Genomic DNA, 22,988 nt, shown 5'->3' with positions numbered 1-22,988 from the left:
ATGTAGCAATTATTGCTATTTTTTGGCTATGTTTTTAACGCTGCAAATCTCCGCAAAACCAGTCATCATCAAGGGTATTCAGTTTTAAATATTGATGTTTCTTGGCATAATTTAAAATTCCTCACATATCATAATAACCTATTTTGCCTGGCAATATTTCCTTTACAAAAGGTATAGATTACTGAGATGAGAGGAAAGAATACACAAGGAAAATACCAGGATAAGACTAGAAATGTGATAATTTTTTTCTCAAATCACATGACATTTCTCAAGATGAATTTTGCTCTTTTTGTGTTACTGGGAGACTTCTGTTGTTTCTATACTTTTTTTGGAATTACCGAAAATTTGTAGCGCAGAAAACAACTGATGATAAGACCAATGAGTCGCCGTGAACACTAAGCTGATTAATGTTAGTAGCAGAATACTCAATACTGTTCCGTAAGCATGGGTATGCCACCAGAATTTTTGCAGAATTTGTACCAGTTTCCAGCCAGAGAAATTGTTTAGTTTTGTTGTCTGGGATGTTTTGCTATGCTGTGCGAGAATCATTGCTAAATATTAAATACGGTAAGTCGATAGAGTTTAAGTTGTTTATCTAATATCGCACAGCTTGCATCTAGAAGCAAGCTCAAGTGGAAATTCTGCCGCCGTTGGTGAAACGGAATATGCAACATCAGAGCCAAAGCGGTTTACTATAAGAAATGTCAAGAATCTGTAACATTTGCGTTATTAATTAGGAAATTAGTCGTGTTCCCAAATCACCGCGATCGCCTACAACGGGACAAAGTCCATCGCCATGATCAAAACCAACGCTGGAAGTTTCTGCAACTATTTGGACTAGTTCAGCGTCATCCGCTAGTCATTTCACGCTGGGTTTTACGTTGGGTGGTAGTAGGGACTGTTTGTGGTTTATTTGCGGGGTTGTATTGGAATGTTCTGGAACTGATAATTCACCAGCTACAAAGGTTTGAGGGTTTGAGTCTCCTGATTGTGATGCCTTTAGCGGGGTTAATTATTGGCTTGGTGATTCATTTTTTAGGGAATCCGGGCGAAATTGCCGTAATTGTCGATAATATTCACTTTCGTGGCGGACGTTTAGATATGGGGAAAAATCCCTCGATGATTCTCGCTTCTTTGGTGAGTATCGCCGCCGGTGGTAGTGCGGGGCCAGAAGCCCCACTAGTACAAGTTACAGGTTCTTTTGGGACTTGGGTAGGCGATCGCTTACGACTCCAGGGTGAAGACTTGAGATCCATGAGTTTAGCAGCAATGGCGGCTGGCTTTACGGCTTTGTTTGGCGCACCTCTGGGCGGGGCGATGTTTGCCTTAGAGATTCTCCACCATCAACATATTGTGGAATACTACGAAGCTTTGATGCCCGCGATCGTCTCCAGTTGTGCTAGTTATCTGGTGTTTGCTTTTATTACTCGTTTGGGAGTTGCACCCACTTGGCATTTTCCCCAGTACCGCTTAGAAAATATCGATGATTTTGCTTTAGCTATTCTGTTTGGGATCATCGGTGCAGTTGCAGGCTGGATGTTTATCGCGATTTTTCGGGGTTGCGACCAAATTTTTGCCAAAATACCTGGGCCAGTTTATGTACGTACCACTTTAGCGGGATTGGGTTTAGGCAGTTTAGCCGTATTATTACCTTTAACTCGTTATTTTGGGCATGAAGAATTAGCATCTGTCCTCGATGCTAACTTTACTGCTGTTTTTCTCTTGACCTTAGCCTTGGGTAAAATGGCCGCGATTAGTATGACAGTCACTGGTGGCTGGCGTGGTGGATTTATTATTCCCTTATTTTTCACGGGTGCTTGTATTGGAAAAGCGATCGCTATCTTCATTCCTGGACTGAATCCCGCACTAGCAATGATTTGTACAATGGCAGCGATTAATGCGGCCGTAACACGCACACCAATCAGTACAACTTTGTTGTTATCAAAATTGACGAATTTTAGCCCTTTTACGCCAATTCTTTTTGCTAGTTTAATTGGTTTCTTTCTGGCTCCAAAAGTCCCTTTAATATCTGCTCAACTCAAGACACAACAAACCTTTGAGGAAATACAAAATTAAAATTTTTCTACCAAAAATCTATTTCAATTCAAAATTACAATTAAACTCGGCTAATTAATGACATCTGCACCTGATTTTTGGCTGAATAGATGGTTTCGCTCCTCGGCAGACTGAGACGAGAATGTGTTAGAATTGTATCAAAATATGGCAATTATTCAAGAGAAATTTGGCATAATTTTGCGCTTTGTCAAGTACGAAGGCTAAAATCTAAGTTCTTTGGAGTTTTTTAGTTTATGACAACCTCACAGGAGAGGATTATCCCGACGGATCTGCGGAATGAAATGTCCCGGTCTTATCTGGAATACGCCATGAGTGTCATTGTGGGCAGGGCGTTACCAGATGCCAGGGATGGTCTAAAACCTGTGCATCGTCGCATCCTCTATGCCATGCACGAGTTAGGGCTAACCCACGATCGCCCCTTTCGGAAATGCGCCCGTGTCGTCGGGGAAGTGTTGGGTAAATACCACCCCCACGGCGATACAGCAGTATACGATGCCTTGGTGCGGATGGCGCAGGATTTTTCCATGCGATCGCCCTTAATTAACGGTCATGGTAACTTTGGTTCGGTGGACAATGACCCACCGGCGGCGATGCGTTATACAGAGTGCCGTCTGCAAGCGTTAACTAGTGCTGCCCTACTGCAAGACATCGAATCAGACACCGTCGATTTTATTGATAACTTCGATGGTTCGCAGCAAGAACCGACAGTCTTACCTTCCCGTATTCCCCAACTACTGCTAAATGGTTCTTCGGGAATTGCGGTAGGGATGGCGACGAACATTCCCCCCCACAACTTAGGTGAACTGATTGATGGTTTGGTGGCGTTGATTCACAACCCCGAAATCACCGATTTGCAGTTAATGCACCATATTCCTGGGCCAGACTTCCCCACGGGAGGACAAATTCTCGGTACATCGGCGATTAAAGAAGCCTTCACCACAGGCCGGGGTTCAATTACCATGCGTGGTGTCGCCAACATCGAAACCATTGAACAGCGAGGCCGTCCCGACAGAGAAGCCATCATCATCACCGAATTACCCTATCAAACCAACAAAGCGGGATTAATTGAAAAAATTGCCGAGTTGGTGAATGATAAGCGGATTGATGGCATTGCAGATATCAGAGACGAAAGCGATCGCGACGGGATGCGAATCGTCATCGAACTCAAGCGCGATGCTTACCCCCGCGTCGTTTTAAATAACCTCTACAAGCAAACGCCACTGCAAGCCAACTTTGGTGCCAATATGTTGGCATTAGTCAATGGTGAACCGCAAATCCTCACCCTCAAGCAATTCCTCAACGTCTTCCTAGATTTTCGCATCGAAGCAATTACCAAACGTACCCGTTACGAATTGCGAAAAGCGGAAGAACGCGACCACATCTTACAAGGCTTACTAATTGCCTTAGCCCAGTTAGATGCCATTATCAACTTAATTCGTCATGCCCCCGATGCACCCACAGCTAAAGGTGAGTTAATTACAACCTACGGACTGTCGGAAGTGCAAGCCGATGCGATTTTGCAAATGCAGCTACGGCGATTAACAGCCCTAGAAGCCGACAAAATCCGTCAAGAACACGAAGATTTACAAACTCAAATCGCTGATTTGCAGGATATTTTGGCACGGCGGGAACGGATTTTAGAAATCATTGAAACCGAAGTTACCCAAATTAAAACCAGCTTTGCCACACCCCGACGCACAGTCATCACCCACGCCGAAGGGGAAATTGATGAACGGGACTTAATCGCCAATGAAAAAGCCCTAATTTTAGTCACCGAACAAGGCTATATCAAACGGATGCCCGTCAACACCTTTGAAGCCCAAAGCCGCGCCACCAGAGGCAAAGCCGCCGCCAAGGTGAAAGACGATGATACAGTAGAACATTTCTTGACTTGCTGTGATCACGATAGCGTTTTATTCTTTAGCGATCGCGGTGTCGTCTACTGTCTCAAAGCCTATCAAATTCCCGTGGGTTCTCGCACCAGTCGCGGTACACCCATTGTGCAGTTACTCCCCATCCCCAAAGAAGAAAAAATCACCTCCATTGTCCCTGTCGATGAGTTTACTAGCGAAGAATATCTCGTGATGCTCACCAAAGGCGGCAACATTAAGAAAACAGAACTAGCAGCCTTTAGTAACATTCGCGCCAATGGTTTAATCGCCATTTCCCTAGAAGAAGGGGATCAACTGCGTTGGGTACGTCGCGCCAGAGTTGAGGATAGCGTGCTTGTGGGTTCTCGTCACGGGATGGCGATTCACTTTCGATGTAATCATGAACAATTGCGTCCTTTGGGCAGGGCTACCCGTGGAGTGAAGTCCATGAAACTCAAACCAGGGGATGAACTCGTCGGGATGGATATTTTACCAGCCGCCATTCTGGACACTTTAAATACAGAGGAAGTAGATACCGAAGAACTCGAAACCGAAGAACTGGAAACCACCGAAGAAACCACCGAAGTTACAGGTAACGCCAGTGTCGGCCCTTGGGTATTAGTGATTACAACTGGAGGCTACGGAAAACGCGTTCCCGTTGCCCAATTCCGCCTGCAAAACCGTGCCGGTCAAGGTTTGATGGCGACTAAATTTAAAAACCGTAAAACCAAAGACCAGTTAGCCACCCTGGGTATAGTCAACAACGACAACGAAATCATGATGGTGACAAGTCGCGGCATTATTATTCGGCAAGCGGTGAACGCCATTTCTATCCAATCCCGTTCGGCAACTGGGGTAAGAGTGCAACGCCTCGACGAAGACGATGCCATTACCGGAGTAGCAATTGTGCCTCCTGACACAGCTGATACAGCTGATACAGCCGAAACAGAAGAGGCGGAATGAAGTTAAAAGTTAAAAGTCAAAGGACAAAAGCCATTTTCCCTTTTGTCCTCTACCTTTTACTCGCCCTTGGTAGTGGGGTAGTTATGGGGCTAACCGTCGCCCCCGTAGGCGCATGGTTCATGGCGTGGGTAGCCCTAGCCCCCCTGTGGGTGATCGTTATCGAAAAAAGTCAAAATCTAGAAGGTAAAAGCAACAAATTCTCTCTTTTACCTTTTACCTTTTACCTTTTGCCTTTATTTTGGGGTATTGGTTATCACGGTGCGGCTTTATTCTGGATTACCGGGATTCATCCGATGGATTGGTTGGGTGTGCCTTGGTGGCCGAGTCTGGCTATCACCGTTTTTTGCTGGTCATTTATTAGCCTCTGGGGGGGAATATTTCTGGTAATTTGGGCAGGTGTATTATCCTGGCTCAAATTGTCATCATCTTTACTAAGGGTTTTAGTAGGTACAGCCCTTTGGTGCGCCCTAGAAAGTCTATGGAGTGCAGGGCCTTTGTGGTGGAGTTCTCTAGCTTACACCCAAAGTCCGCATAATCTGGTAATTTTACATCTAGGACAACTATCAGGGCCAAACACCGTCACAGCCGCTATTGTTGCTATCAACGGCTTAATTGCCGAAGCTTGGCTAAATTCTCAACAGACTAAACGTTCCCAATCCCCAGTCCCCAGTCCCCAATCCCCCGTCCTCCTTGCGATCGCCACAACTTTACTAATATCCCTCCACCTGATAGGCTTATTTTTATATACTCGCCCCATCGACCGACCGCCAAACGCCGCTTTAAAAGTCGGGATTGTTCAGGGCAATATTCCCAATAAAATTAAGCTACTTCCCGAAGGAGTGCAACGCGCCATTCGGGGTTACACAGAAGGATATTTAACATTAGTCAATCAAGGTGTAGATGCTGTCTTGACTCCAGAAGGGGCGATGCCTTTTTTTGACAAAAATTTGGCTATGACTCCCTTGGTTGCAGCTATTAAAGAAAAGGGTGTAATTGCTTGGGTAGGGGCCTTTGGTAGTCAAGGACGCAGTTACACCAACAGTTTATTTACAGTTAATAGCCAAGGTGAACTGATTAGCCGCTACGATAAATCTAAATTAGTACCCCTGGGTGAATATATCCCCTTTGAGGAAGTTTTGGGTGCTTTGATTCAACGCTTATCACCCCTAGATGAACATCAAGTACATGGTTCATCGAATCAGATTTTCGACACTCCCTTGGGACGGGCAATTGTCGGGATTTGCTACGAATCAGCCTTTCCGGAAGTATTTCGTCGTCAAGCGGCTGCGGGGGGAGAATTTATTTTAAGTTCTTCTAACGATGCCCATTATAGTGCCGCTATGCCATTCCAACATCATGCCCAGGATATCATGCGGGCGATTGAGACAGATAGATGGTCTGCTAGGGCAACCAACACCGGATATTCCGCCTTTGTGACTCCCCACGGACAAACTCTCTGGATTTCTGGCTATAACACCTACGAAACCCATGCAGCCACTATCTACAAACGGCAGACTAAAACTTTATATGTGCGCTGGGGTGATTGGTTGACACCTTTATTATTAGGGTTGGGAATTATATCTAAATTACTCAACAGTCAGCCAAGACGATAATCACTGCATCCAAGGATATGGGGATTACCCACTCACATTTTTTCCAGGCTGCTGTGTAAACACAAATCATAGAATACCAGTATTTACATTTAGAGAAATGAGTGTTTTTTTGGGCAATATAGAATCACATGATTAATAAGTTTTGTGATTTTATATGAATGAATCTAAAGATTTCTGCTTCTGCACATTAGCAGTGGGTGAAAGATATCGTAAGCATACAAGAATGCTTGCCCAAGACATACAGCAATATACCCCCAATATAAATTTATGCGTCTTAACTGATCAGCCAGAAGATTTTCAAGACTGTCCTCACGTTATTGGATTCAAGCACAAACTTAAAAGTGTCAAAGGATATCATGATAAACGTTTTGTACTAGATAAGGCTCTCTCCCTCTTTGAGAGTTGTATGTTTTTAGATGCTGATGTGCGAATTTTAGATACCTTTGTAGAAGAAATGAATTGGCCTTTAGGCATCAGTGCAAGAGCAGGTTGTAACTTGCTTAGTCATATGCAAAATATGACTAGTAAACAGGAAATTCAAACCATCCAAGAAGCCGCTACAAAATTAAATGTTGATCTAAAAGAAGTACAATGGTTGCACGAATTTATGTTTGTTATGAGAAGACAGGAGGGATTAGAAAAGGAATTTTTTGAACTTTGGCAGAGCATTTCTTACTTTTTTGAAATGAGAGGCATTTATCACGGTGAAGGCTTTGCGATGGGATTAGCAGCCGCTAAAGTCGGCATGAATATGGGATTTTTCCGTGAAGATGTAATTCCCTTTTTCAAGGATAATATTGAACAAGTCAGAATTAAAACCAATAAATCTGCTCTCGAAAATACGAGAAAATACTTTGATATGCACAGAGAAATCGAACATCCTCAACTTTCATTGAGCAAAAAAGTAATTAATAAGTTGACGAAAAAAGCTGAATTTTATCAGCGATTACTTAGGTTAAAATATGTTATTAATGCAGACACTAATTTCCGAAATTTATTTAAAATTTAGTAAGTAAGAGAGCTATTATTTTCGTGTTCAAAAAAAAACGTAGCTCAAGCTAAGGCATCCAAGGGTAACTACATTACACAACGTGTTAGATTTAACCCAATACCGTTCAGTTAGCGTCAAAAACCTTAAACCTTGTAGGTTGGGTTGAGGAACGAAACCCAACATTTTTGCTGATTTGTTGGGTTTCACTTCGTACCCCTACGGGGAAGCAAGCTACAACCCAACCTACATTTATTCTTAACTGAACTGTATTGAAATTTAACCCTCATTCTTGTGTTTAACTGTTTGTTACATACTTAGAAGCTTTTCCGTTGATCTACTTAATCAGGGTTAGAAAAAGCATAAAGACTATCGTAAATGTTGAGAAAGATCCGGGTAATGGATAGCCTAGTAGGGAAGGGGGTTATGTGTTAAGTTAACTTTTCCACATAACGTGAAAAGTCAGCATAGCTTATGCCTCAAGAAAAAAATCAGGGTTTTACTTGAAGACATTCCCCCTATTAGCTTCTAGCGCAGTTCTAACCCCGTCGCCGTGAACCGCAACCGATCTGGGCGCACTCCCAGGGCAGTTTCTAAGGCTACCCCAGCAATCTCGCGGTAGGTACTGAGCAATTCTTGGTCATTCTGCTCGGTTGCTACTGTGTAGCCCGCCAAAGGTAGGGTTGCCATCAGCACGAAGGTCTCATAAAGTTTTTGGCGTTCTTGGCTGTTCAGTGCTTTGAAGGCCGACGAGGCACCAAAGGCCGCGTCACTGTTGGCTTGGAGGTTCATCAACGCGGCTTCGCTGGGTTCTTCTCCGTAGTGAACCATGTAACAAACCCCCACCAAGTAGGTGAACGCCATGGCCACGTTGTTGGGGCGACCCAAACGCCGGGCTTCTTCCTCAAAGGCTTTGAAGCCCTCAGTGAAGGCTAGGGTTGACTGGCGTACTATAGCAGGGTCATTACTCAAGCTGCGGGCGAATTGCGTCACTAGCAAGCGTTGCGGGACAGGGCGAAAGCTGGTTTTTGGGGTGTTTTGGGCTTGAGTGCGGGCGGTGGCTTGAGCGTTCTGGTTGCTGTTGTTGCGCCGATTGATACTGTTGAGATTTGACTGAGTTTGACGCACCAGTGCAGCGTTCTTCTGAACGCTGAGGTAGGCGTTCATGTTGCTGAAACTGAGACTACTAGGTGCGCCAAACTGGGCTAAAGCAGGTTTAGCAGAGACAACCGCAACAAGGGCGGTAGTGAGTATGACTTTGATGGATAGATTCATGGCTTCTCCTGTATGAGCTTTGGAATTTACACAGTTGAAAACTTGATCATGACAGTGTCATTTTTCACACTTACTATTTAACTGTTACGCCCTACACAACTTTACTTTTTACCACAAGGGATGCCAAAAAAGATCACTACGGTTGGTGGAACGTCATCACCTGCTTTGATATTCTCTGTTGTTTCATTTATTGCTTAAGTTGTCAGGAGAATGTCAACTTCTCCTCTACGCACCTACAGCTTGATTTACAATTCCTTGAAGATAAAATAACAATGCAATTCCCCCGATCGCAATGATCACACCTGCGATCGCTCGCCAACTCACTTTTTCGCCCATCAATATAGCAATGGGGATCACAAATAACGGACTTGTCTGTAAAAGTGTGGAAGCAATTCCCGCCACGGTGAATTTAATTGCTATTTGTTGTAACCAAATCCCTAAATAAGTACCGCAAAAAGCAGCGAAGCAAGTAGCAAAAATTACTCGTCTTGATTGCCAGTAGGGATAGGACAATTCTTGATTTTTCCTCTGTAGCCACACCCACGGCAATAAAATCACTTCCGCCGCGCTCAAACGCAATAAAGCCGCCCATAAGGGGTTGACACTTCCGCTAGTCAAAGCTGCACGGGAAATAATTGTCCCCATAGCGTTAGTGATGGTTGCTAATAAAGCAAAGCCGATACCTATTCTCAGGTGTGTCGGTGAAAGTTCACCATCGCCAGGAACGCGTTCTGTAATTACCCAAGCGACTCCCAGGATAGTCAATAGAATTCCGCACCATGCACTCAGATGCAGTTGTTCTCGTAAAACTAGATTAGCAGCGATCGCAGTTACGGGAGGGGAAAGAGTGCCGATGAGTAAAACCCGCCGCGCCCCTAAGTGATTAATTGCTGCTAAAAATGCCGTATCGCCCCAACCAATACCAATTACTCCACTCAAACACAGCAGCAAGATGGGTATAGGTGCAGAAATCGGAAAGGCTTCTCTAGTGAATATGATAGTCAGAATTAGACAGGCGATCGCGACTATCCCCTTAATGACATTTAACTGTAAAGGTGGAATCCTTTGCCCCACAATCCCATACACCACCGAAGCCACAGCCCATAAAGCCGCAGCCAATAAAGCTGCTAATTCACCTGTGCCATCAGCAACCATAAAACTTAAAGAATTATTAAAAATGAAATATCTCCCTAAATTTATGCCGGAAACTCTTTAATAATACCTCAAACAATTGCATAAAAATTTAGCACTCAAACCTAGCAAGTGCTAAATTGTCAAAAAATTTTAACGCCTAATAAATTAGGTAAAAAATCTGATTTTCCCAGGTGATATTTAGGTTACAACATAACTAAAAACATCTACAAAATCTAAAACAACATGGCATAAGTAAAGCAACCACATATAAGTATTTTTTCTTGGAAATTTTGCCTTTTACTTTTGCCTAGTTGTCGGGAGGAATACCATGAAATATACCTTTGACATTGTTGGCGTGTCTCCAGTTTTGCAGTTTTTCAATCACCAACAGCAAAGCCTGCAAACACCACAGCCCCCAGCCATTGAATATTTAGGGACTCATAAATGTACCCTCGACGCATTACTAGAATCTGTCGAGCCAGTACCGTTAAAATGGGGCTGGAATACAGAGCAGGTGATAGATACTGTTGTGCAGTTCTGGGTAAATAATTCGGAAACTATCAATTATTGGAAAGCACGGTTAACGGATGCGGGAAATGATAATATTCTCGTCGCCAGACTAGCAGATATTCAAGCCTTACAAGTCGAGTTTGAATCCCTACTTGGGAAAAATTGGTAGTTTGTTTTTGGGGATTGGGGACACTTCGACAAGCTCAGTGCTTCGCTGGGGACTGGGGATTGGGGATTGGGGAGAAATCAATTAATGATAAAATTCTACAACGGTTCGTTAGACAATAAAGGTTCAAATGATTGGTAAGCCTCATAATTACGAAAATGGCGAGCATATAAATCAACGCCATCTTCAGAAGCATTAAAATCATCATCCAAAACTGAGTTAACATCTATTACTTGTTGCAACGACCAAGTAATAGTTTCTCCATTTTCATTTTTATAGCTGACACTCTCATTTTTACCATGATTCAAAGCCTTGGCTTTTGCTGCTTCTAGAGAAGTGGCTTTAATTAAAACAAAGCTTTCTTGGTATAAAGATTTATAATCTGGTGCATCAGAAGATGATTTGTAGAGAATAATAGCAATGTAGAAAGATTCTTTTTTATTTACGCTTTCAAGTGTCATTTAATATTCTCCAAAGTTATTTTTTGAATCTGCCATCATTCAATAACTTCCAAGCTTTTTTACCAATAGCAGACTTGTTGTTCTTGATATCTTCTAAATAGGATTTCAAAAACTCGCTGGGAAACTCACGCCTAATTGATGCTTTTCGGCACACACTAATAAAAGTATCAGCAGATAAACTTAAGTTGTCGTTAGCTTCACAACTATCCCCTGGTCTAAATTGGCTGATTAGGAAGGATTGCTGAGATAAGCTTGCATAGTTGTCATTATAGGTTAGAGTCTGGGAATGAGCAGCAATAGGTTGTACCAGTCATCCTATAGTTAACAGACAAGCTAGTGGTTTTGGTAGATATTTGTGCAGCATATAGCGAGAAAATAGCTGAGTTATTATTTTTTCATGAATAGCGAACTGTTTCACCGCCGCAACCAAGAGCGAAGCCAACGCCACAACCGCCGCAACCACGCCCAAAAACCACGGCGAGTAACTACAGGCGTTTGTGGTTGAGAAAGACGCTCAATGGCATCATTGCAACGTTGCACATGAGCATCGAGTCCCATTTTCTGATATAGTTCACGGGCATTGCAATAAGTACCTAGCGCGTCTGATTCTCGGTTGACGTTTTGTAATGTCAAACCTAAATTAAACCAGGCTGTTGCTTCCCCTCGAATATCGCCAATATCCCTAGCAATGACTAAAGACTGCTGGTAGAACTCAATCGCCTGTTGGTACTCTCCCAGGTAGTTGTAAGCATTACCTAAATTCATTAAGGATAAGCCTTGTGTATAGCGATCGCCAATTTCCCTCGCGATGGCTAAAGACTGCTGGAAGAACTCAATCGCCTGTGGGTATTGCCCCTGGTTTAAGTAAGCAGCACCTAAATTAGCTAAGGATTTACCTTCAGAATTGCGATCACCAATTTCTCTAGCGATGTCCAAAGACTTTTGGAAGAACTCAATCGCCTGTGGGTATTGCCCCAAGGATAAGTAAGCATTACCTAAATTCATTAAGGATTTACCTTCAGAATTGCGATCGCCTATCTCCCTGAATATTTCCAAAGACTGCTGGTGGAAGTCAATCGCCCGTTGGTACTCTCCCAGGGAATTGTAAGCATTGCCTAAATTTCCCAAGGAACTACCAACGCTATTGCGATAGCCTATTTCCCTAAATATTTCTAAAGACTGCTGGTGGAAGTCAATCGCCCGTTGATACTCTCCCAGGGAATAGTAAACACTGCCTAAATTTCCCAAGGAATTACCAAAGCCATTGTGATCGCCTATTTCCTTAAATATTTCCAAAGACTGTTGGAACAACTCTATCACCCGTTGGTACTCTCCAAGGGAAAAGTAAGCATTGCCTAAATTGCACAAGGATTTACCTTCAGAATTGCGATCGCCTATTTCCTTAAATATTTCCAAAGACTGCTGGTGGAAGTCAATCGCTCGTTGGTGCTGTCCCAGGGAGTCGTAAGCATTGCCTAAATTGCCCAAGAAATTACCAAAGCCATTGCGATCGCCTATTTCCTTAAATATTTCCAAAGACTGCTGGTAGAACTCTATCGCCCGTTGGCACTCTCCCAGGGAAAAGTAAGCATTGCCTAAACAGATTAAGGAATTACCAAAGCCATTGCGATCGCCTATTTCCCTAAATATTTCCAAAGACTGCTGGTAGAACTCTATCGCCCGTTGGTACTCTCCCAAGGAAAAGTAAGCATTGCCTAAATTGCCCAAGGAATTACCAAAGCCATTGCGATCGCCTATCTCCCTTGATATTTCCAAAGACTGCTGGTGGAAGTCAATCGCCCGTTGGTACTCTCCCAGGGAATAGTAAGCACTGCCTAATGAAGTGAGAGAAGCCCGATAATTCCAATTTTCTCTATCGCCAATTTCTGCCCATTTACTCACCAACTGCCCATATAATTCTACGCTGTCAATGTAATAACCGCGCAAGGTTAAAAATTCATCGCAAAACCGAAGCGCATCAAAAGCAGAGTCATAATCTTGCAACTGATAACAGTGATGAAAGATTTCCAAGTATTCTTTAACATTATCTTTTATTGTCCAAGGTGGTTGTTTAGCAATTGAGCGATAATAATCAATAGCTCGTTGATGCGCCTGTGTCTGATCACCTGCTTTATACCGCACATACTCCCACACCACAGGCTGAAACCCAAATCGCCGCTTCCCATTGAGTTGTTCTACCAACAAAGAACGCTTCACCAGATTCCGCAATTCTCCCTCAATCTCTGGTTCTGAGTTTCCCGGCAACACTGCCACTGCTGCTGCACTGTCAACCGCACCACGATACACACTAATATTCAGCAATAACGCTTTTTGTAACTCACTCAATCTTGCAAAACTGGCATCCAACACCAAAACCATCCCCACATTTTCCCGGCGATGCACACCCACCACTTGAGGATCTGTCAACAACTGCCGCAAATTCCCCAAGCCTAAATCTGCTAATCTGCTTAAATTAGGGTCTTGTGAATATTCTTCCTTTAATAAGTCTGCTACCAATCTCAACAATAAGGGATGCCCATCTACTAATTCGACAAACTCTTTTAAATTCCCTCTAATGCCCAATGCTGTTAACAGTGCCACCCCTTCATCTACTTGTAAACCTTTCAAGGGTAGCCATGCAAAGCCTTTTACTTCTGGTCTTTCCCTGGTGGTGACTAGCACCTTACTATTACTACCAGATTCTATCCATGCTTGGAAGAACTCACCGTAAAATAAACTCCCCCATTGCCTATCAGGTTGTAATAACCTTTCCAGGTTGTCAATAATCAGTAAAAATTTCCCAGAACGCAAGCATTTAACTAAGGCTTCGACTAACTGCACTTCTTGTTCTGGTACACGAAAACCGAACTGTGTTAATACTTCTCTGGCTAAATCGCTAAAACCTGCCCCATTACTGACATCTGCCCAAAATCGCTTGGGGAAACCTGCAATTTCATCATAAATTTTCGTCGCCAGTGTTGATTTACCTGTACCACCGATGCCTTCTATACCAATTAAAAAGATATTGTCATCAGTTAACCATTGCTGTATTTGGGCAATTTCTGTGCTTCGTCCTTGCCAATAAGCCAAACTTTTACCAGGATTCCCAGCTTTGAGAACCCCCGGTGATTCTGCTTTGGTACTGCGTTCTAGCCACTCCACTATTTCTTGCTGTGCAGTACCCAAAACAGCAATGTGGTTAGTTACTTTGGGCTGTTGATATTTCTGCTAAAGTCATAGTGTGGCTGATTAACATCACCTGCTGTATTTACCTGTATACTTTCGTCGTAAGATTGCGCGTTGAGGCTAACAGAGCCATCATTAGATTTTGTTTCTTGCAAAATCTTGGCTATTTCCTCCGCCAGTGATGTATCAGCATCCAATATCTTTTTGAGTTGCACTTGCAAACAAGTTCTTAAAGCTTCATCGTCTGGATTTTGAGCGACATCTGTAGCAGCTTCTTTGGCTGCTTCCTTTGCCTCTACTTTAGGCTGAAGTTTCCCCCAAATCGCCTTGGCTTTATTCCAAACATCCTCACCAACTTTCAGCGATGCGCCTTCTGCAACTTTATTCAACAGAAATGGTAGACACGGAGCGAGAAGTTTCACTACTAAAGCGATATCCATGAATTTACGAGATTAACTACAGCTAGTTATACAAGCTCATGGTAGCGTATTTATATATACGTCACAATTCTGGCCATCATTCGATTTTTGTTAGTTATGTATTCGGTCGTATCTTCGACAGAACACATGAACTATGCCAGTTTAAAGAATCTATCTCTACTGAATACTAATTTTTGACAGATGCAACTAGCAGAAATTTTAGCCGAACTAGAAAACAACACTGGGACTTTTCCTAGATTAGCTTTAGAAAGAGCTATTGAAGAAAGAGAAGCTATCACTCCTGTATTATTATCGACCTTAGAAAATTTGAGTAATAACCTCGAAGAGTTATTAGCAAAAGAAGACTATATTTTCCACATTTACGCCTTATATTTACTCGCGCAATTTAGAGAACCTTTAGCATACCCTGTAATTATCAAGTTTTTCTCAGTACCAGGAGAAGCCGCATTAGACGTAACAGGTGATATAGTCACTGAGGATTTAGCTAGGATACTAGCTTCTGTTAGTGGTGGAGATATTGAGCCAGTAAAACAACTAATAGAAAATCCCAACGCTGATGTATACGTCAGGGGTGCTGCTTTAGGTTCATTATTAGTGTTGGTAGCTCAAGGAGTTATTTCTAGAGCAGAAGTCATAGAATATTATGGCAAATTATTTTCTACCTTAAAGGGAGAAGATTCTGATTATATTTGGACTGATTTAGTCAGTAATAGCGCGTTAATTTGTGCTATTGAGCTTAAGGAAGAAATTGATCAAGCTTTTGCAGAAGATTTAATTGACTTATGGTTTGTTGATCAAAATGATGTCAATGATGCTTTAGAAATTGGCATAGAAATGTCTATAAATAAACTGCAAGAAAATCCACATTATTCATTTATTGAAAATGTGATTTCCGAGATGGAAAACTGGTCTTGTTTCCAACAGCAACAAACATCACGAGGCTTTGATGATAATTTTATTATCCCAGAAATTCTTACTTTAATGAAGACTAAACAATCTAAGACTAAGGCTACTTCTAAGAAGAAAAGAAAAATGCAGGAACAGTCTCGTAAAAAGAATCGCTCTCAGAAAAAAAAATGAATTGTATGAGCTAATACCGTTTCTTGATGTAGCTTGCCTGACGTAGCCATAGATGCACTTTATTCTGTACTGTAGAGACGTTGTATGCAACGTCTCTACATCATTTATTTGGCGCAACTTCATAGAAAATTGGTATAAGTGGTAGGCTAATCAGCATTTAAGTTGCATAAAGCCAGGGCTAAAGCCCTTACTACAAGCGAATCAGTCTGGAAAAATGAATGACGATTAGCTTAGGATGTGCTTCCCACTCTATACCTGCCAAAAACATAAACAAGATAGTATACAAGAGTCTGAAAACGCACAATCTCGCTAATATAGGTAATGTTATTCATATACATTAATTAAATCTTGCTAATGTATTTTTATATCTAACAGTGTGTTGAGTTTGATACTAATATCCTCCATAAGATATATTGACGAAAACGATAAGTTTTTACCCACACACTCTGGCTGCAAATACTTATGGTTGGCAGATTTGGCATCGCTTACTTACAAAAAACATATGATTTTTGATATTAGCTTTACGACAACTTCATAAAGCTAGAGTTTATAAAAACAATGAGTAAAGATACTGTTTGGACATAGCAGTGTTTACTATGAGGTGTTATATATTATCGAGAGATTAATCAAGGCTAGATGTAAGTAATTTCACTGGAATAAAAATGTCAGTACAGCTAATAATATCTGAGCATTCCAGGGTAGAGGTGAGTAAAGAGCAGGTTTACTCAGAACTACAGGGGGAAGCAGTCATACTGGATATCAAATCAGGAGTTTATTATGGTTTGAATCAAGTAGGGGCTAGCGTCTGGAATCTGATTCAAGTTCCCAAAACGGTGAAGGAAATTCAAGCGGCTTTATTGGTGGAGTATGATGTAGAACCGGAAATATGCGATCGCGAAGTTAGGGTTCTACTAGAAGATTTAGCTGCTAAGGGATTGATCAATATTCATAATGACGCGCCTGTTTAAGTTTTTGCGCCTTAATCATTGCAATCGTTATTTGTTGATTAAGACTTTGATTTTATTAGGGTTAGTCAATGGGGGATTGTGGTTACTACCATTTAGCATCCTAAGACGGATTCTAGATCGGATAAGTCAACCAAACCCTAAAGCTTCACTAACTCCTGTGCATAAAATTATTTGGGCTGTTGATGTCAGCACTAATTTTATACCAGGAGCTAAATGTTTAGCCCGTGCTTTGACTTGCCAAGTTTTGATGAATCAACGGGGTGATGCGCCGGAACTCCGCATAGGAGTTACCAAAGATGAGGAAGGAAAACTCAAAGCTCATGCTTGGCTAGAACACCAAGGAAAAGTGATCATAGGCTCTTTGAGTAATCTGTCATCCTACACACCCTTGCCAACTTTGCCAAGGAGTTTATTATGAGTGGGATTGTGGGGATCTACCATCTCAATGGAAAACCAGTAGACCGTGAACAACTTACCCTCATGGTAGATGCGATCGCTCATCGTGGTCTAGATGGGGCGGATATCTGGTTTTCTGAGTCTATCGGTTTGGGTCATCGAATGCTGTGGACTACTCCTGAGTCTTTGCAAGAGAAGTTACCCATGCTCAATTCCACCGGAAATTTAGTTCTCACAGCCGACGTGAGAATTGATAACCGTGATGAATTAATCTCTGCATTGCAAATTCAGCATTATCCCGCCGAAAAAATCACCGATAGTTATTTAATATTAGCCGCCTATGAAAAATGGGGTGAATATTGTCCCAGATATCTCATTGGTGATTTTGCTTTTGCAATTTGGGATCAGCATCAGCAGCAGCTATTTTGTGCTAGGGATGCAATGGGGGTTAAACCCTTCTATTACTATAGGTTTGGGCAAACATTGATCTTCGCCTCGGAAATTAAAGCTTTGTTGACCTTTCCTGGTGTCCCCTGTCAGATTAACGAAGCAATGGTTGCAGATTATCTGGCCAAAATCCTCTTTTGTGGTCGCAAAGAAGACTCATTCTACAGTGAGATTCGAGAACTCAGAGCCGCAGAAAGTTTAATTATCAATCCCCATCGGAGTGAAATTAAGTCCTATTGGTCTCCTGATTTAAACTATGAAATCCGATTATCTTCAGATGAGCAGTATGTAGAAGCTTTTCGAGAAATTTTTATTGAAGCCGTCAACTGTAGACTGCGGAGTGCTTTCCCCATCGGTTCAACCCTCAGTGGTGGTTTAGATTCCTCATCCATTGCTTGTACAGCCAGACAATTATTAGCCCCTGGAGGTAGACACAAATTACATACCTTCTCAGCTATTTTTCCGAGTTTGGCGGAAATCTCACCCAAAATTGATGAGCGTCCTTACATGGCGGCGGTTTTAGCCCAAGGTGGCTATCAACCTCACCACATCCATGCAGATCAATTAAGTCCTTTGATGGATGTAGACCAAGTTTATTGGTATGGTGAAGAACCCATCCCCGCACCAAATTTCTATATGGATTGGGCTGTATTTAAAGCTGCATCCGAGCAGAATGTGCGAGTCCTATTCACAGGTATTGATGGAGATACAACAATTACCTATGGATTTCAATACTTATCTGAGTTAGCCGCTTCTTTTCAATGGCTGAAATTGCTCGAAGAAAGCAAGACTTTAGCCAAGGTATGGCGCAAATCAACCCGTCATGTCTTTTGGAACTACGGTTTGAAGTCGGTTGTTCCAGAATCAGTTGTGGGAGTCATCCAAAAAGTACGCGGTAATTACCAAGGAGATAATTATTTAACAGAGTCTCTTAGCTTACTCAATCCAGACTTTGCCCAACAAGTAAAGATGGCGGAACGTATTCAAAGCGAAACAGTTAAATCTTTAATGGATCAAAAATCTTCCATTTCTGCGAGGGAAGCCCATTGGTTATCACTGAATAATGGTTCAGTGCGCTATGCTTTGCAATGGTTAGATAAAACCGCCGCCGCCTTTGGTTTAGAAGCTCGTCATCCATTTTGCGATCGCCGTTTGATCGAATTTTGTCTAGCTATACCCTCCAGTCAAAAACTACACAAAGGCTGGACACGCTCAATTTTACGCAGAGCAATGGCAGGAATTTTACCCAGGGAAGTACAGTGGCGACAAGGTAAAGGTAATCTCGGTGCTAACTTCCGTCTGAGACTTTTGGGAGATGAAAAAGCCACTCTAGAGCAAGTTATTTTTCAAGAATCCCATCTGATAGAAAAGTATGTAAATATACCTGCCCTTAAAACAGCATATTCTCGTTATATTGCTGAACCTAATACCGCAGATGCAGAATCAGTAGATATTTTCGTTGCTGTCAACTTAGCTTTATGGATGAAGCAATCAGGAGTGACCGCAATCTAGTCATACATTCACTCTCAGGAGAAACATGAAAAATTACGAATTAGCCACTAGGGGTTTTATCTAAAACCTCTAGTGATTAACAAAGTCACTCACTTTTGAGGAACTGATGCAATGAATAAGAAAGTTTGGACAGCCCCTGCTGTCAAAATTTATGGCAACATCGAAGCCATTACAGAGCAAGTCAAACCCAAAAAATTGGGCAGTTCTGACGATTTCGGTGTTCCCGGTGTGAGCGATCCCTAGTTATATCTAACTAGGATGGCTTGACTAAGGTATCGCACATCCCTATGATGATGAGCGTGTTTCCCTAATTAGCGTGCAAATTCACTTAATTTACAAAGAGGAGTAGAGTTCATGAATAAGAAAGTTTGGACAGCACCTACTGTCACTGTCTACGGTAATGTTGAAGCCATCACAGAACAAGTAAAGCCTAAAAAACTAGGCGCGTCTGATGACTTTGGCGTTGCTGGTGTAAGTGACGCTTAGAGGACTCTGTCTGAGGATGACTCACTAATTTTATCCCCAGACAAACTTCCTAGACTGATACCGATTCCCTATCCAAAATTAAGCACGTCAGATGTAGTTTGGTGGTGCAGACTTACATCTGTAGCTTGATTTTGGAGAGTTTGGTATGAACGTGTTTCAATCATAGCTATCACAAGACCCAAGAGCAACTAAGATTTATCTACAGTTGTCTCTTGGTGCTGCATTGCATATATCAAAAATAATTTCACAATGTATAAATACTGGGCGTATGGTTTAGGCATACATTCCAATATCGTTTTACCTGAGCTATTAGAAGCTGATACAGACTGTGATATTACTGTTACGGTTAAAAATAGTAGCTTGGGATATGTTGAGCCTTCTCAGCCTAGAGAATATCTGCAAGTGTCCCCACAGGAAACAATAGTTGCAATGAGGGGTGTGGGTATATTCCACATTATTAACGGTAAGGAAGTGATTGTGACTCCCGCACCCAATGGAGACAAAAGATTGATGCAATTGTGTTTGTCTGGGAGTGCAATGGGGATTTCGCTTTATCAACAGGGGTTTTCACTGTTATTACACGCTAGTGCGGTGGCAGTTGATGACCAAGTGATCTGTTTTCTGGGATATTCTGGTGCGGGTAAGTCTTCCGCCGCCGCCGCTATGCTGGCGCGTGGTCACAAAATCGTTTCTGATGATATTGTTCCTGTAATTTTAGATTCTCCAGTTAAGGTATTACCTGGCTATCCGCAAATGAAGATGAGTCCAGAAGTGGCTACTACCTGCGGGTATGATTTAGCATCGTTGATTTATCTGCATCCTTTGTTGGGTGAGTACGCTTATCGCCGAGAGGAGGATTTTAACTGCAAGCCGCAACGGTTGCATAGTCTGTATGTGCTTGTGGATAGTGATGAATTGGTAATTGAAGAAGTGCAAAGGCAAGCGGCCATCCTAGAATTAATTACTAATTCCTATGGGATTCGTTCTCTACAGGAAGCTATTAATCGTGAACAGCATTTGACTCAGTGTGTGGAAATACTTAAGAGTGTGCCGATTTATCGGTTACAAAGACCTCGTTCTTTACCTTTGTTATCTGAGGTAGCGAGGTATGTAGAGGATCATGTGCGGTGTGGAATGGGGAGTTTTCAACGCCAAATGACGCGGAGGTTTCATGAGGGTTTTGAGAAGGTTATATGATAGGCTGCGTGTTTTGCCTGCGTTGCGTTTAGTTTGGCAAAGTAGTCCGAAGTGGGCGATCGCACGTACACTACTTTTAGTGATTCAGGGTATTTTACCTTTAGTGTCTATATATATAGCCAAGCTAATTATAGATACGGTAGCAGCTAGTTTCACCACTGCTGATAAAGCCGCTATTATTAATCAGATTATCTTTCTAGTTATCATTGCAGGTGTTGTAACTATTACAACAATTATCTGTAATGCCTTGGCTGAGTTGGTTAATAATGCCCACTCTCAGAAGGTAACAGATTATATTCAAGATATTCTCCACACTAAATCTATAGCGGCTGACTTAGAATACTACGAAAATTCTCACTACTATGACACTATGCAACGAGCGCAACAAGAAGCTCGTTATCGTCCGCCTTTAATTATTAATCGTTTGGCGCAATTAGGACAAAGTAGTATTTCTTTGTTGGGGATGATTGGTTTATTACTGTCCTTACATTGGTTGATAGCTGGAGTGTTAATTGTGATTTCTCTTCCGGCTATGTTCGTGCGGGTGAAATATGCGCGTGTCGTGTATGACTGGCGACGCAAAAAAACATCAATGGAACGGTTATCGGAATATTTAGGTTGGATACTAACATCAGAGCAATTTGCTAAGGAAATTCGTTTATTTAACTTAGGAGACTATTTTGGTAAATGGTATCTCCGCATTAGAAAACAAATATATCAAGAAAGCATTGCTATTGATACTAGAAAGGCAATTGGTAATTTTATTGCTCAAACTATCTCAGGTGTTGTAGTTTTAGGTGTATTTACGTTTATTATTTTTCAGACTATTCAAGGTTTCTTAAAAATAGGAGATTTAGTGTTATATTCCCAAGCATTACAGCGTGGAGAAAGCGATATTAAAAATTTGTTGAGTAGTATGTCGGCTCTCTACGAAGATAATCTATTTTTAGCAAATCTCTACGAATTTCTAGAACTCGAACCCAAGTTAGCTGACCCTATACATCCTGTGCCTTTTCCTCAACCTATCAAAACAGGTATTATTGTGCAGAATGTGGGGTTTAAATATGCTAATAGTAGTCGTCAAGCTATTAAAAATGTCAACTTGACTATTAAACCAGGGGAAGTTGTGGCTTTAGTGGGTGAAAATGGTTCAGGCAAAACGACACTAATTAAACTGCTGTGTCGATTATATGACCCCACTACTGGGTCAATTACTATTGATGGTGTAGATATTAGAGATTTTAAAATTGCAGAATTACGCCGTGAAATTAGCGTGATTTTCCAAGATTATGCTAAATATAATTTTACTGCCCAGGAAAATATTTGGTTTGGTAATATTGACTTACCACCGGCAGCAGAAAGTATTATGGCGGCGGCGCGACTTTCTGGTGCTGATGATGTAATTTCTAAGTTACCGCAAGGTTATGATACTACCCTTGGGCAACTATTTTCTCAAGGGGAAGAATTAAGTATTGGTCAATGGCAAAAAGTTGCTTTAGCTAGAGCATTTTTAAGAGATTCCCAATTAATTGTTTTGGATGAACCTACTAGCGCAATGGATGCTAAAGCTGAGTATGAAGTATTTGAAAAATTTCGCCAATTAATCAAAGACCAATCAGCTATTTTAATTAGTCATCGTCTGTCTACAGTGAAAATGGCCGATCGCATTTATGTCATGGACAATGGCATGATTGTAGAAAGCGGGACTCATGACCAACTCATGCAGATAAACGGGACTTATGCTTATTTGTTTGCAACTCAAGCACAGCAATATCTTATTTAGGAGTCAGCAGTAAGTTCCAATTAAAATTTTAAGAAATACAGGGGTGTAAGGGAAGAAAATAGTATTCCTTCTCTGTTTTGCTGGTGCATAGTCGCTTGGAAGCTTTCAAGTCAAAGCTCGCTAATCTACTACTTTGAGTAATCCTCTTTTGATGCGGTCAAAGACTTGATTAATTTGTTGTAGTTCTTTTTCGTTGAGGTCTTCTTTAGAGAGCAGTGTAGACATAAGTACCTGTTGATCAGAGCGTGTAATTCTGCCAATGGCAAATATGCGTTCTAACACTGTTTCTAATGATGTGGGGGTTGAGATACCAGTAGCTTGCATATCATCCACCAAAGTTTTAAACTTAATGTTTTTATTAATGAAATTAAAATAACAATTTTTTATAAAGTTTGACATTGGTGGCGATACGGAATCCTGAGAAATCAGAAGTTAT

The 22,988-nt window shown here is 41.8% G+C and carries 20 protein-coding genes; 13 read left to right on the top strand and 7 right to left on the bottom strand.

Translation table 11 applies throughout. The annotated features are described in order from the left end of the window. Positions 1 to 294 precede the first annotated feature (294 nt). A complete protein-coding gene (locus ACQFX9_RS13555) occupies positions 295 to 549 on the bottom strand; it encodes a hypothetical protein (RefSeq protein ID WP_236144954.1) in 255 nt (84 codons plus the stop codon). 198 nt (positions 550 to 747) lie between these two features. Here ACQFX9_RS13555 and ACQFX9_RS13550 point away from each other — a divergent pair, with 198 nt between their 5' ends. The 4 genes from ACQFX9_RS13550 to ACQFX9_RS13535 all read left to right on the top strand — a co-directional run bounded on the left by ACQFX9_RS13550 (position 748) and on the right by ACQFX9_RS13535 (position 7,532). Then, complete coding sequence (locus tag ACQFX9_RS13550) at positions 748 to 2,076, top strand: chloride channel protein (protein WP_427162479.1); 1,329 nt, start codon at positions 748 to 750, stop codon at positions 2,074 to 2,076. A 233-nt stretch (positions 2,077 to 2,309) separates the two neighbouring features. Next, the gene (gene gyrA / locus ACQFX9_RS13545) at positions 2,310 to 4,910 is read left to right on the top strand and encodes a DNA gyrase subunit A (protein ID WP_427162478.1); all 2,601 of its coding nucleotides are present in this window, start codon (positions 2,310 to 2,312) and stop codon (positions 4,908 to 4,910) included. Then, the gene (gene lnt / locus ACQFX9_RS13540) at positions 4,907 to 6,523 is read left to right on the top strand and encodes an apolipoprotein N-acyltransferase (RefSeq protein WP_427162477.1); all 1,617 of its coding nucleotides are present in this window, start codon (positions 4,907 to 4,909) and stop codon (positions 6,521 to 6,523) included. The genes gyrA and lnt overlap by 4 nt, the downstream gene beginning before the upstream one ends. A 154-nt stretch (positions 6,524 to 6,677) precedes the next feature. After that, on the top strand, positions 6,678 to 7,532 hold the full coding sequence (locus ACQFX9_RS13535) for a hypothetical protein (RefSeq protein ID WP_427162476.1): 855 nt from the start codon (positions 6,678 to 6,680) through the stop codon (positions 7,530 to 7,532). A 507-nt stretch (positions 7,533 to 8,039) separates the two neighbouring features. Here ACQFX9_RS13535 and ACQFX9_RS13530 read toward each other — a convergent pair. Both ACQFX9_RS13530 and ACQFX9_RS13525 read right to left on the bottom strand, forming a co-directional pair. After that, entirely contained in the window at positions 8,040 to 8,786 is a 747-nt protein-coding gene (locus ACQFX9_RS13530) for a DUF6683 family protein (protein ID WP_427162475.1), read from the bottom strand. A gap of 225 nt (positions 8,787 to 9,011) precedes the next feature. Then, positions 9,012 to 9,941 (bottom strand): DMT family transporter, encoded by a 930-nt coding sequence (locus tag ACQFX9_RS13525; RefSeq protein WP_427162474.1) that lies wholly within the window; start codon positions 9,939 to 9,941, stop codon positions 9,012 to 9,014. 307 nt (positions 9,942 to 10,248) lie between these two features. Between ACQFX9_RS13525 and ACQFX9_RS13520 the strand changes: the two genes are divergently transcribed. Next, positions 10,249 to 10,599 carry a hypothetical protein gene (locus ACQFX9_RS13520; RefSeq protein ID WP_427162473.1) on the top strand — a complete coding sequence of 117 codons (351 nt, stop codon included), beginning with the start codon at positions 10,249 to 10,251 and terminating at the stop codon, positions 10,597 to 10,599. A 95-nt stretch (positions 10,600 to 10,694) separates the two neighbouring features. Here the strand turns inward: ACQFX9_RS13520 and ACQFX9_RS13515 are convergent, their stop codons facing one another. From ACQFX9_RS13515 to ACQFX9_RS13505, 3 genes are all read right to left on the bottom strand, one after another. Continuing rightward, positions 10,695 to 11,057, bottom strand: a complete 363-nt coding sequence (locus ACQFX9_RS13515) for a DUF4288 domain-containing protein (protein WP_427162472.1) — start codon at positions 11,055 to 11,057, stop codon at positions 10,695 to 10,697. A gap of 414 nt (positions 11,058 to 11,471) precedes the next feature. Then, positions 11,472 to 14,243 carry a tetratricopeptide repeat protein gene (locus ACQFX9_RS13510; RefSeq protein WP_427162471.1) on the bottom strand — a complete coding sequence of 924 codons (2,772 nt, stop codon included), beginning with the start codon at positions 14,241 to 14,243 and terminating at the stop codon, positions 11,472 to 11,474. 17 nt (positions 14,244 to 14,260) lie between these two features. After that, the gene (locus ACQFX9_RS13505; RefSeq protein WP_427162470.1) at positions 14,261 to 14,683 is read right to left on the bottom strand and encodes a hypothetical protein; all 423 of its coding nucleotides are present in this window, start codon (positions 14,681 to 14,683) and stop codon (positions 14,261 to 14,263) included. A 180-nt stretch (positions 14,684 to 14,863) separates the two neighbouring features. Here ACQFX9_RS13505 and ACQFX9_RS13500 point away from each other — a divergent pair, with 180 nt between their 5' ends. The 8 genes from ACQFX9_RS13500 (at position 14,864) to ACQFX9_RS13465 (ending at position 22,552) form a co-directional block, all read left to right on the top strand. Continuing rightward, entirely contained in the window at positions 14,864 to 15,763 is a 900-nt protein-coding gene (locus ACQFX9_RS13500) for a DUF1186 domain-containing protein (RefSeq protein WP_427162469.1), read from the top strand. Between the two features lie 662 nt (positions 15,764 to 16,425). Continuing rightward, complete coding sequence (locus tag ACQFX9_RS13495; RefSeq protein WP_427162468.1) at positions 16,426 to 16,731, top strand: PqqD family peptide modification chaperone; 306 nt, start codon at positions 16,426 to 16,428, stop codon at positions 16,729 to 16,731. After that, a complete protein-coding gene (locus tag ACQFX9_RS13490; protein WP_427162467.1) occupies positions 16,715 to 17,149 on the top strand; it encodes a lasso peptide biosynthesis B2 protein in 435 nt (144 codons plus the stop codon). Before ACQFX9_RS13495 ends, ACQFX9_RS13490 begins: the two co-directional genes overlap by 17 nt. Continuing rightward, the gene (locus ACQFX9_RS13485) at positions 17,146 to 19,086 is read left to right on the top strand and encodes a lasso peptide isopeptide bond-forming cyclase (RefSeq protein ID WP_427162466.1); all 1,941 of its coding nucleotides are present in this window, start codon (positions 17,146 to 17,148) and stop codon (positions 19,084 to 19,086) included. The genes ACQFX9_RS13490 and ACQFX9_RS13485 overlap by 4 nt, the downstream gene beginning before the upstream one ends. Positions 19,087 to 19,197: 111 nt before the next feature. After that, positions 19,198 to 19,329 (top strand): hypothetical protein, encoded by a 132-nt coding sequence (locus ACQFX9_RS13480; protein WP_264082502.1) that lies wholly within the window; start codon positions 19,198 to 19,200, stop codon positions 19,327 to 19,329. A 111-nt stretch (positions 19,330 to 19,440) separates the two neighbouring features. After that, complete coding sequence (locus ACQFX9_RS13475) at positions 19,441 to 19,572, top strand: hypothetical protein (protein WP_264082501.1); 132 nt, start codon at positions 19,441 to 19,443, stop codon at positions 19,570 to 19,572. A gap of 249 nt (positions 19,573 to 19,821) precedes the next feature. Next, the gene (locus ACQFX9_RS13470) at positions 19,822 to 20,769 is read left to right on the top strand and encodes a hypothetical protein (RefSeq protein WP_427162465.1); all 948 of its coding nucleotides are present in this window, start codon (positions 19,822 to 19,824) and stop codon (positions 20,767 to 20,769) included. Then, positions 20,744 to 22,552 carry an ABC transporter ATP-binding protein gene (locus ACQFX9_RS13465; RefSeq protein WP_427162464.1) on the top strand — a complete coding sequence of 603 codons (1,809 nt, stop codon included), beginning with the start codon at positions 20,744 to 20,746 and terminating at the stop codon, positions 22,550 to 22,552. Before ACQFX9_RS13470 ends, ACQFX9_RS13465 begins: the two co-directional genes overlap by 26 nt. A gap of 120 nt (positions 22,553 to 22,672) precedes the next feature. Here ACQFX9_RS13465 and ACQFX9_RS13460 read toward each other — a convergent pair whose 3' ends face one another. Beyond that, positions 22,673 to 22,876, bottom strand: coding sequence for a hypothetical protein (locus ACQFX9_RS13460; RefSeq protein WP_427162463.1), 204 nt, complete (start codon positions 22,874 to 22,876; stop codon positions 22,673 to 22,675). Between the last annotated feature and the right edge of the window lie 112 nt (positions 22,877 to 22,988).

It is taken from the genome of Aliinostoc sp. HNIBRCY26 (assembly GCF_050235535.1).
Lineage (GTDB): Bacteria > Cyanobacteriota > Cyanobacteriia > Cyanobacteriales > Nostocaceae > Trichormus.
This window is presented reverse-complemented; position numbering and strand designations above follow the sequence as displayed.

Excerpts from the sequence above, each read along its gene's own strand:
- ACQFX9_RS13555 (WP_236144954.1), bottom strand. The coding sequence starts at position 549 with ATGATTCTCGCACAGCATAGCAAAACATCCCAGACAACAAAACTAAAC.
- gyrA (WP_427162478.1), top strand. The coding sequence starts at position 2,310 with ATGACAACCTCACAGGAGAGGATTATCCCGACGGATCTGCGGAATGAA.
- lnt (WP_427162477.1), top strand. The coding sequence starts at position 4,907 with ATGAAGTTAAAAGTTAAAAGTCAAAGGACAAAAGCCATTTTCCCTTTT.
- ACQFX9_RS13535 (WP_427162476.1), top strand. The coding sequence starts at position 6,678 with ATGAATGAATCTAAAGATTTCTGCTTCTGCACATTAGCAGTGGGTGAA.
- ACQFX9_RS13530 (WP_427162475.1), bottom strand. The coding sequence starts at position 8,786 with ATGAATCTATCCATCAAAGTCATACTCACTACCGCCCTTGTTGCGGTT.
- ACQFX9_RS13525 (WP_427162474.1), bottom strand. The coding sequence starts at position 9,941 with ATGGTTGCTGATGGCACAGGTGAATTAGCAGCTTTATTGGCTGCGGCT.
- ACQFX9_RS13520 (WP_427162473.1), top strand. The coding sequence starts at position 10,249 with ATGAAATATACCTTTGACATTGTTGGCGTGTCTCCAGTTTTGCAGTTT.
- ACQFX9_RS13515 (WP_427162472.1), bottom strand. The coding sequence starts at position 11,057 with ATGACACTTGAAAGCGTAAATAAAAAAGAATCTTTCTACATTGCTATT.
- ACQFX9_RS13505 (WP_427162470.1), bottom strand. The coding sequence starts at position 14,683 with ATGGATATCGCTTTAGTAGTGAAACTTCTCGCTCCGTGTCTACCATTT.
- ACQFX9_RS13500 (WP_427162469.1), top strand. The coding sequence starts at position 14,864 with ATGCAACTAGCAGAAATTTTAGCCGAACTAGAAAACAACACTGGGACT.
- ACQFX9_RS13495 (WP_427162468.1), top strand. The coding sequence starts at position 16,426 with ATGTCAGTACAGCTAATAATATCTGAGCATTCCAGGGTAGAGGTGAGT.
- ACQFX9_RS13490 (WP_427162467.1), top strand. The coding sequence starts at position 16,715 with ATGACGCGCCTGTTTAAGTTTTTGCGCCTTAATCATTGCAATCGTTAT.
- ACQFX9_RS13485 (WP_427162466.1), top strand. The coding sequence starts at position 17,146 with ATGAGTGGGATTGTGGGGATCTACCATCTCAATGGAAAACCAGTAGAC.
- ACQFX9_RS13480 (WP_264082502.1), top strand. The coding sequence starts at position 19,198 with ATGAATAAGAAAGTTTGGACAGCCCCTGCTGTCAAAATTTATGGCAAC.
- ACQFX9_RS13475 (WP_264082501.1), top strand. The coding sequence starts at position 19,441 with ATGAATAAGAAAGTTTGGACAGCACCTACTGTCACTGTCTACGGTAAT.
- ACQFX9_RS13470 (WP_427162465.1), top strand. The coding sequence starts at position 19,822 with ATGTATAAATACTGGGCGTATGGTTTAGGCATACATTCCAATATCGTT.
- ACQFX9_RS13465 (WP_427162464.1), top strand. The coding sequence starts at position 20,744 with ATGAGGGTTTTGAGAAGGTTATATGATAGGCTGCGTGTTTTGCCTGCG.
- ACQFX9_RS13460 (WP_427162463.1), bottom strand. The coding sequence starts at position 22,876 with ATGCAAGCTACTGGTATCTCAACCCCCACATCATTAGAAACAGTGTTA.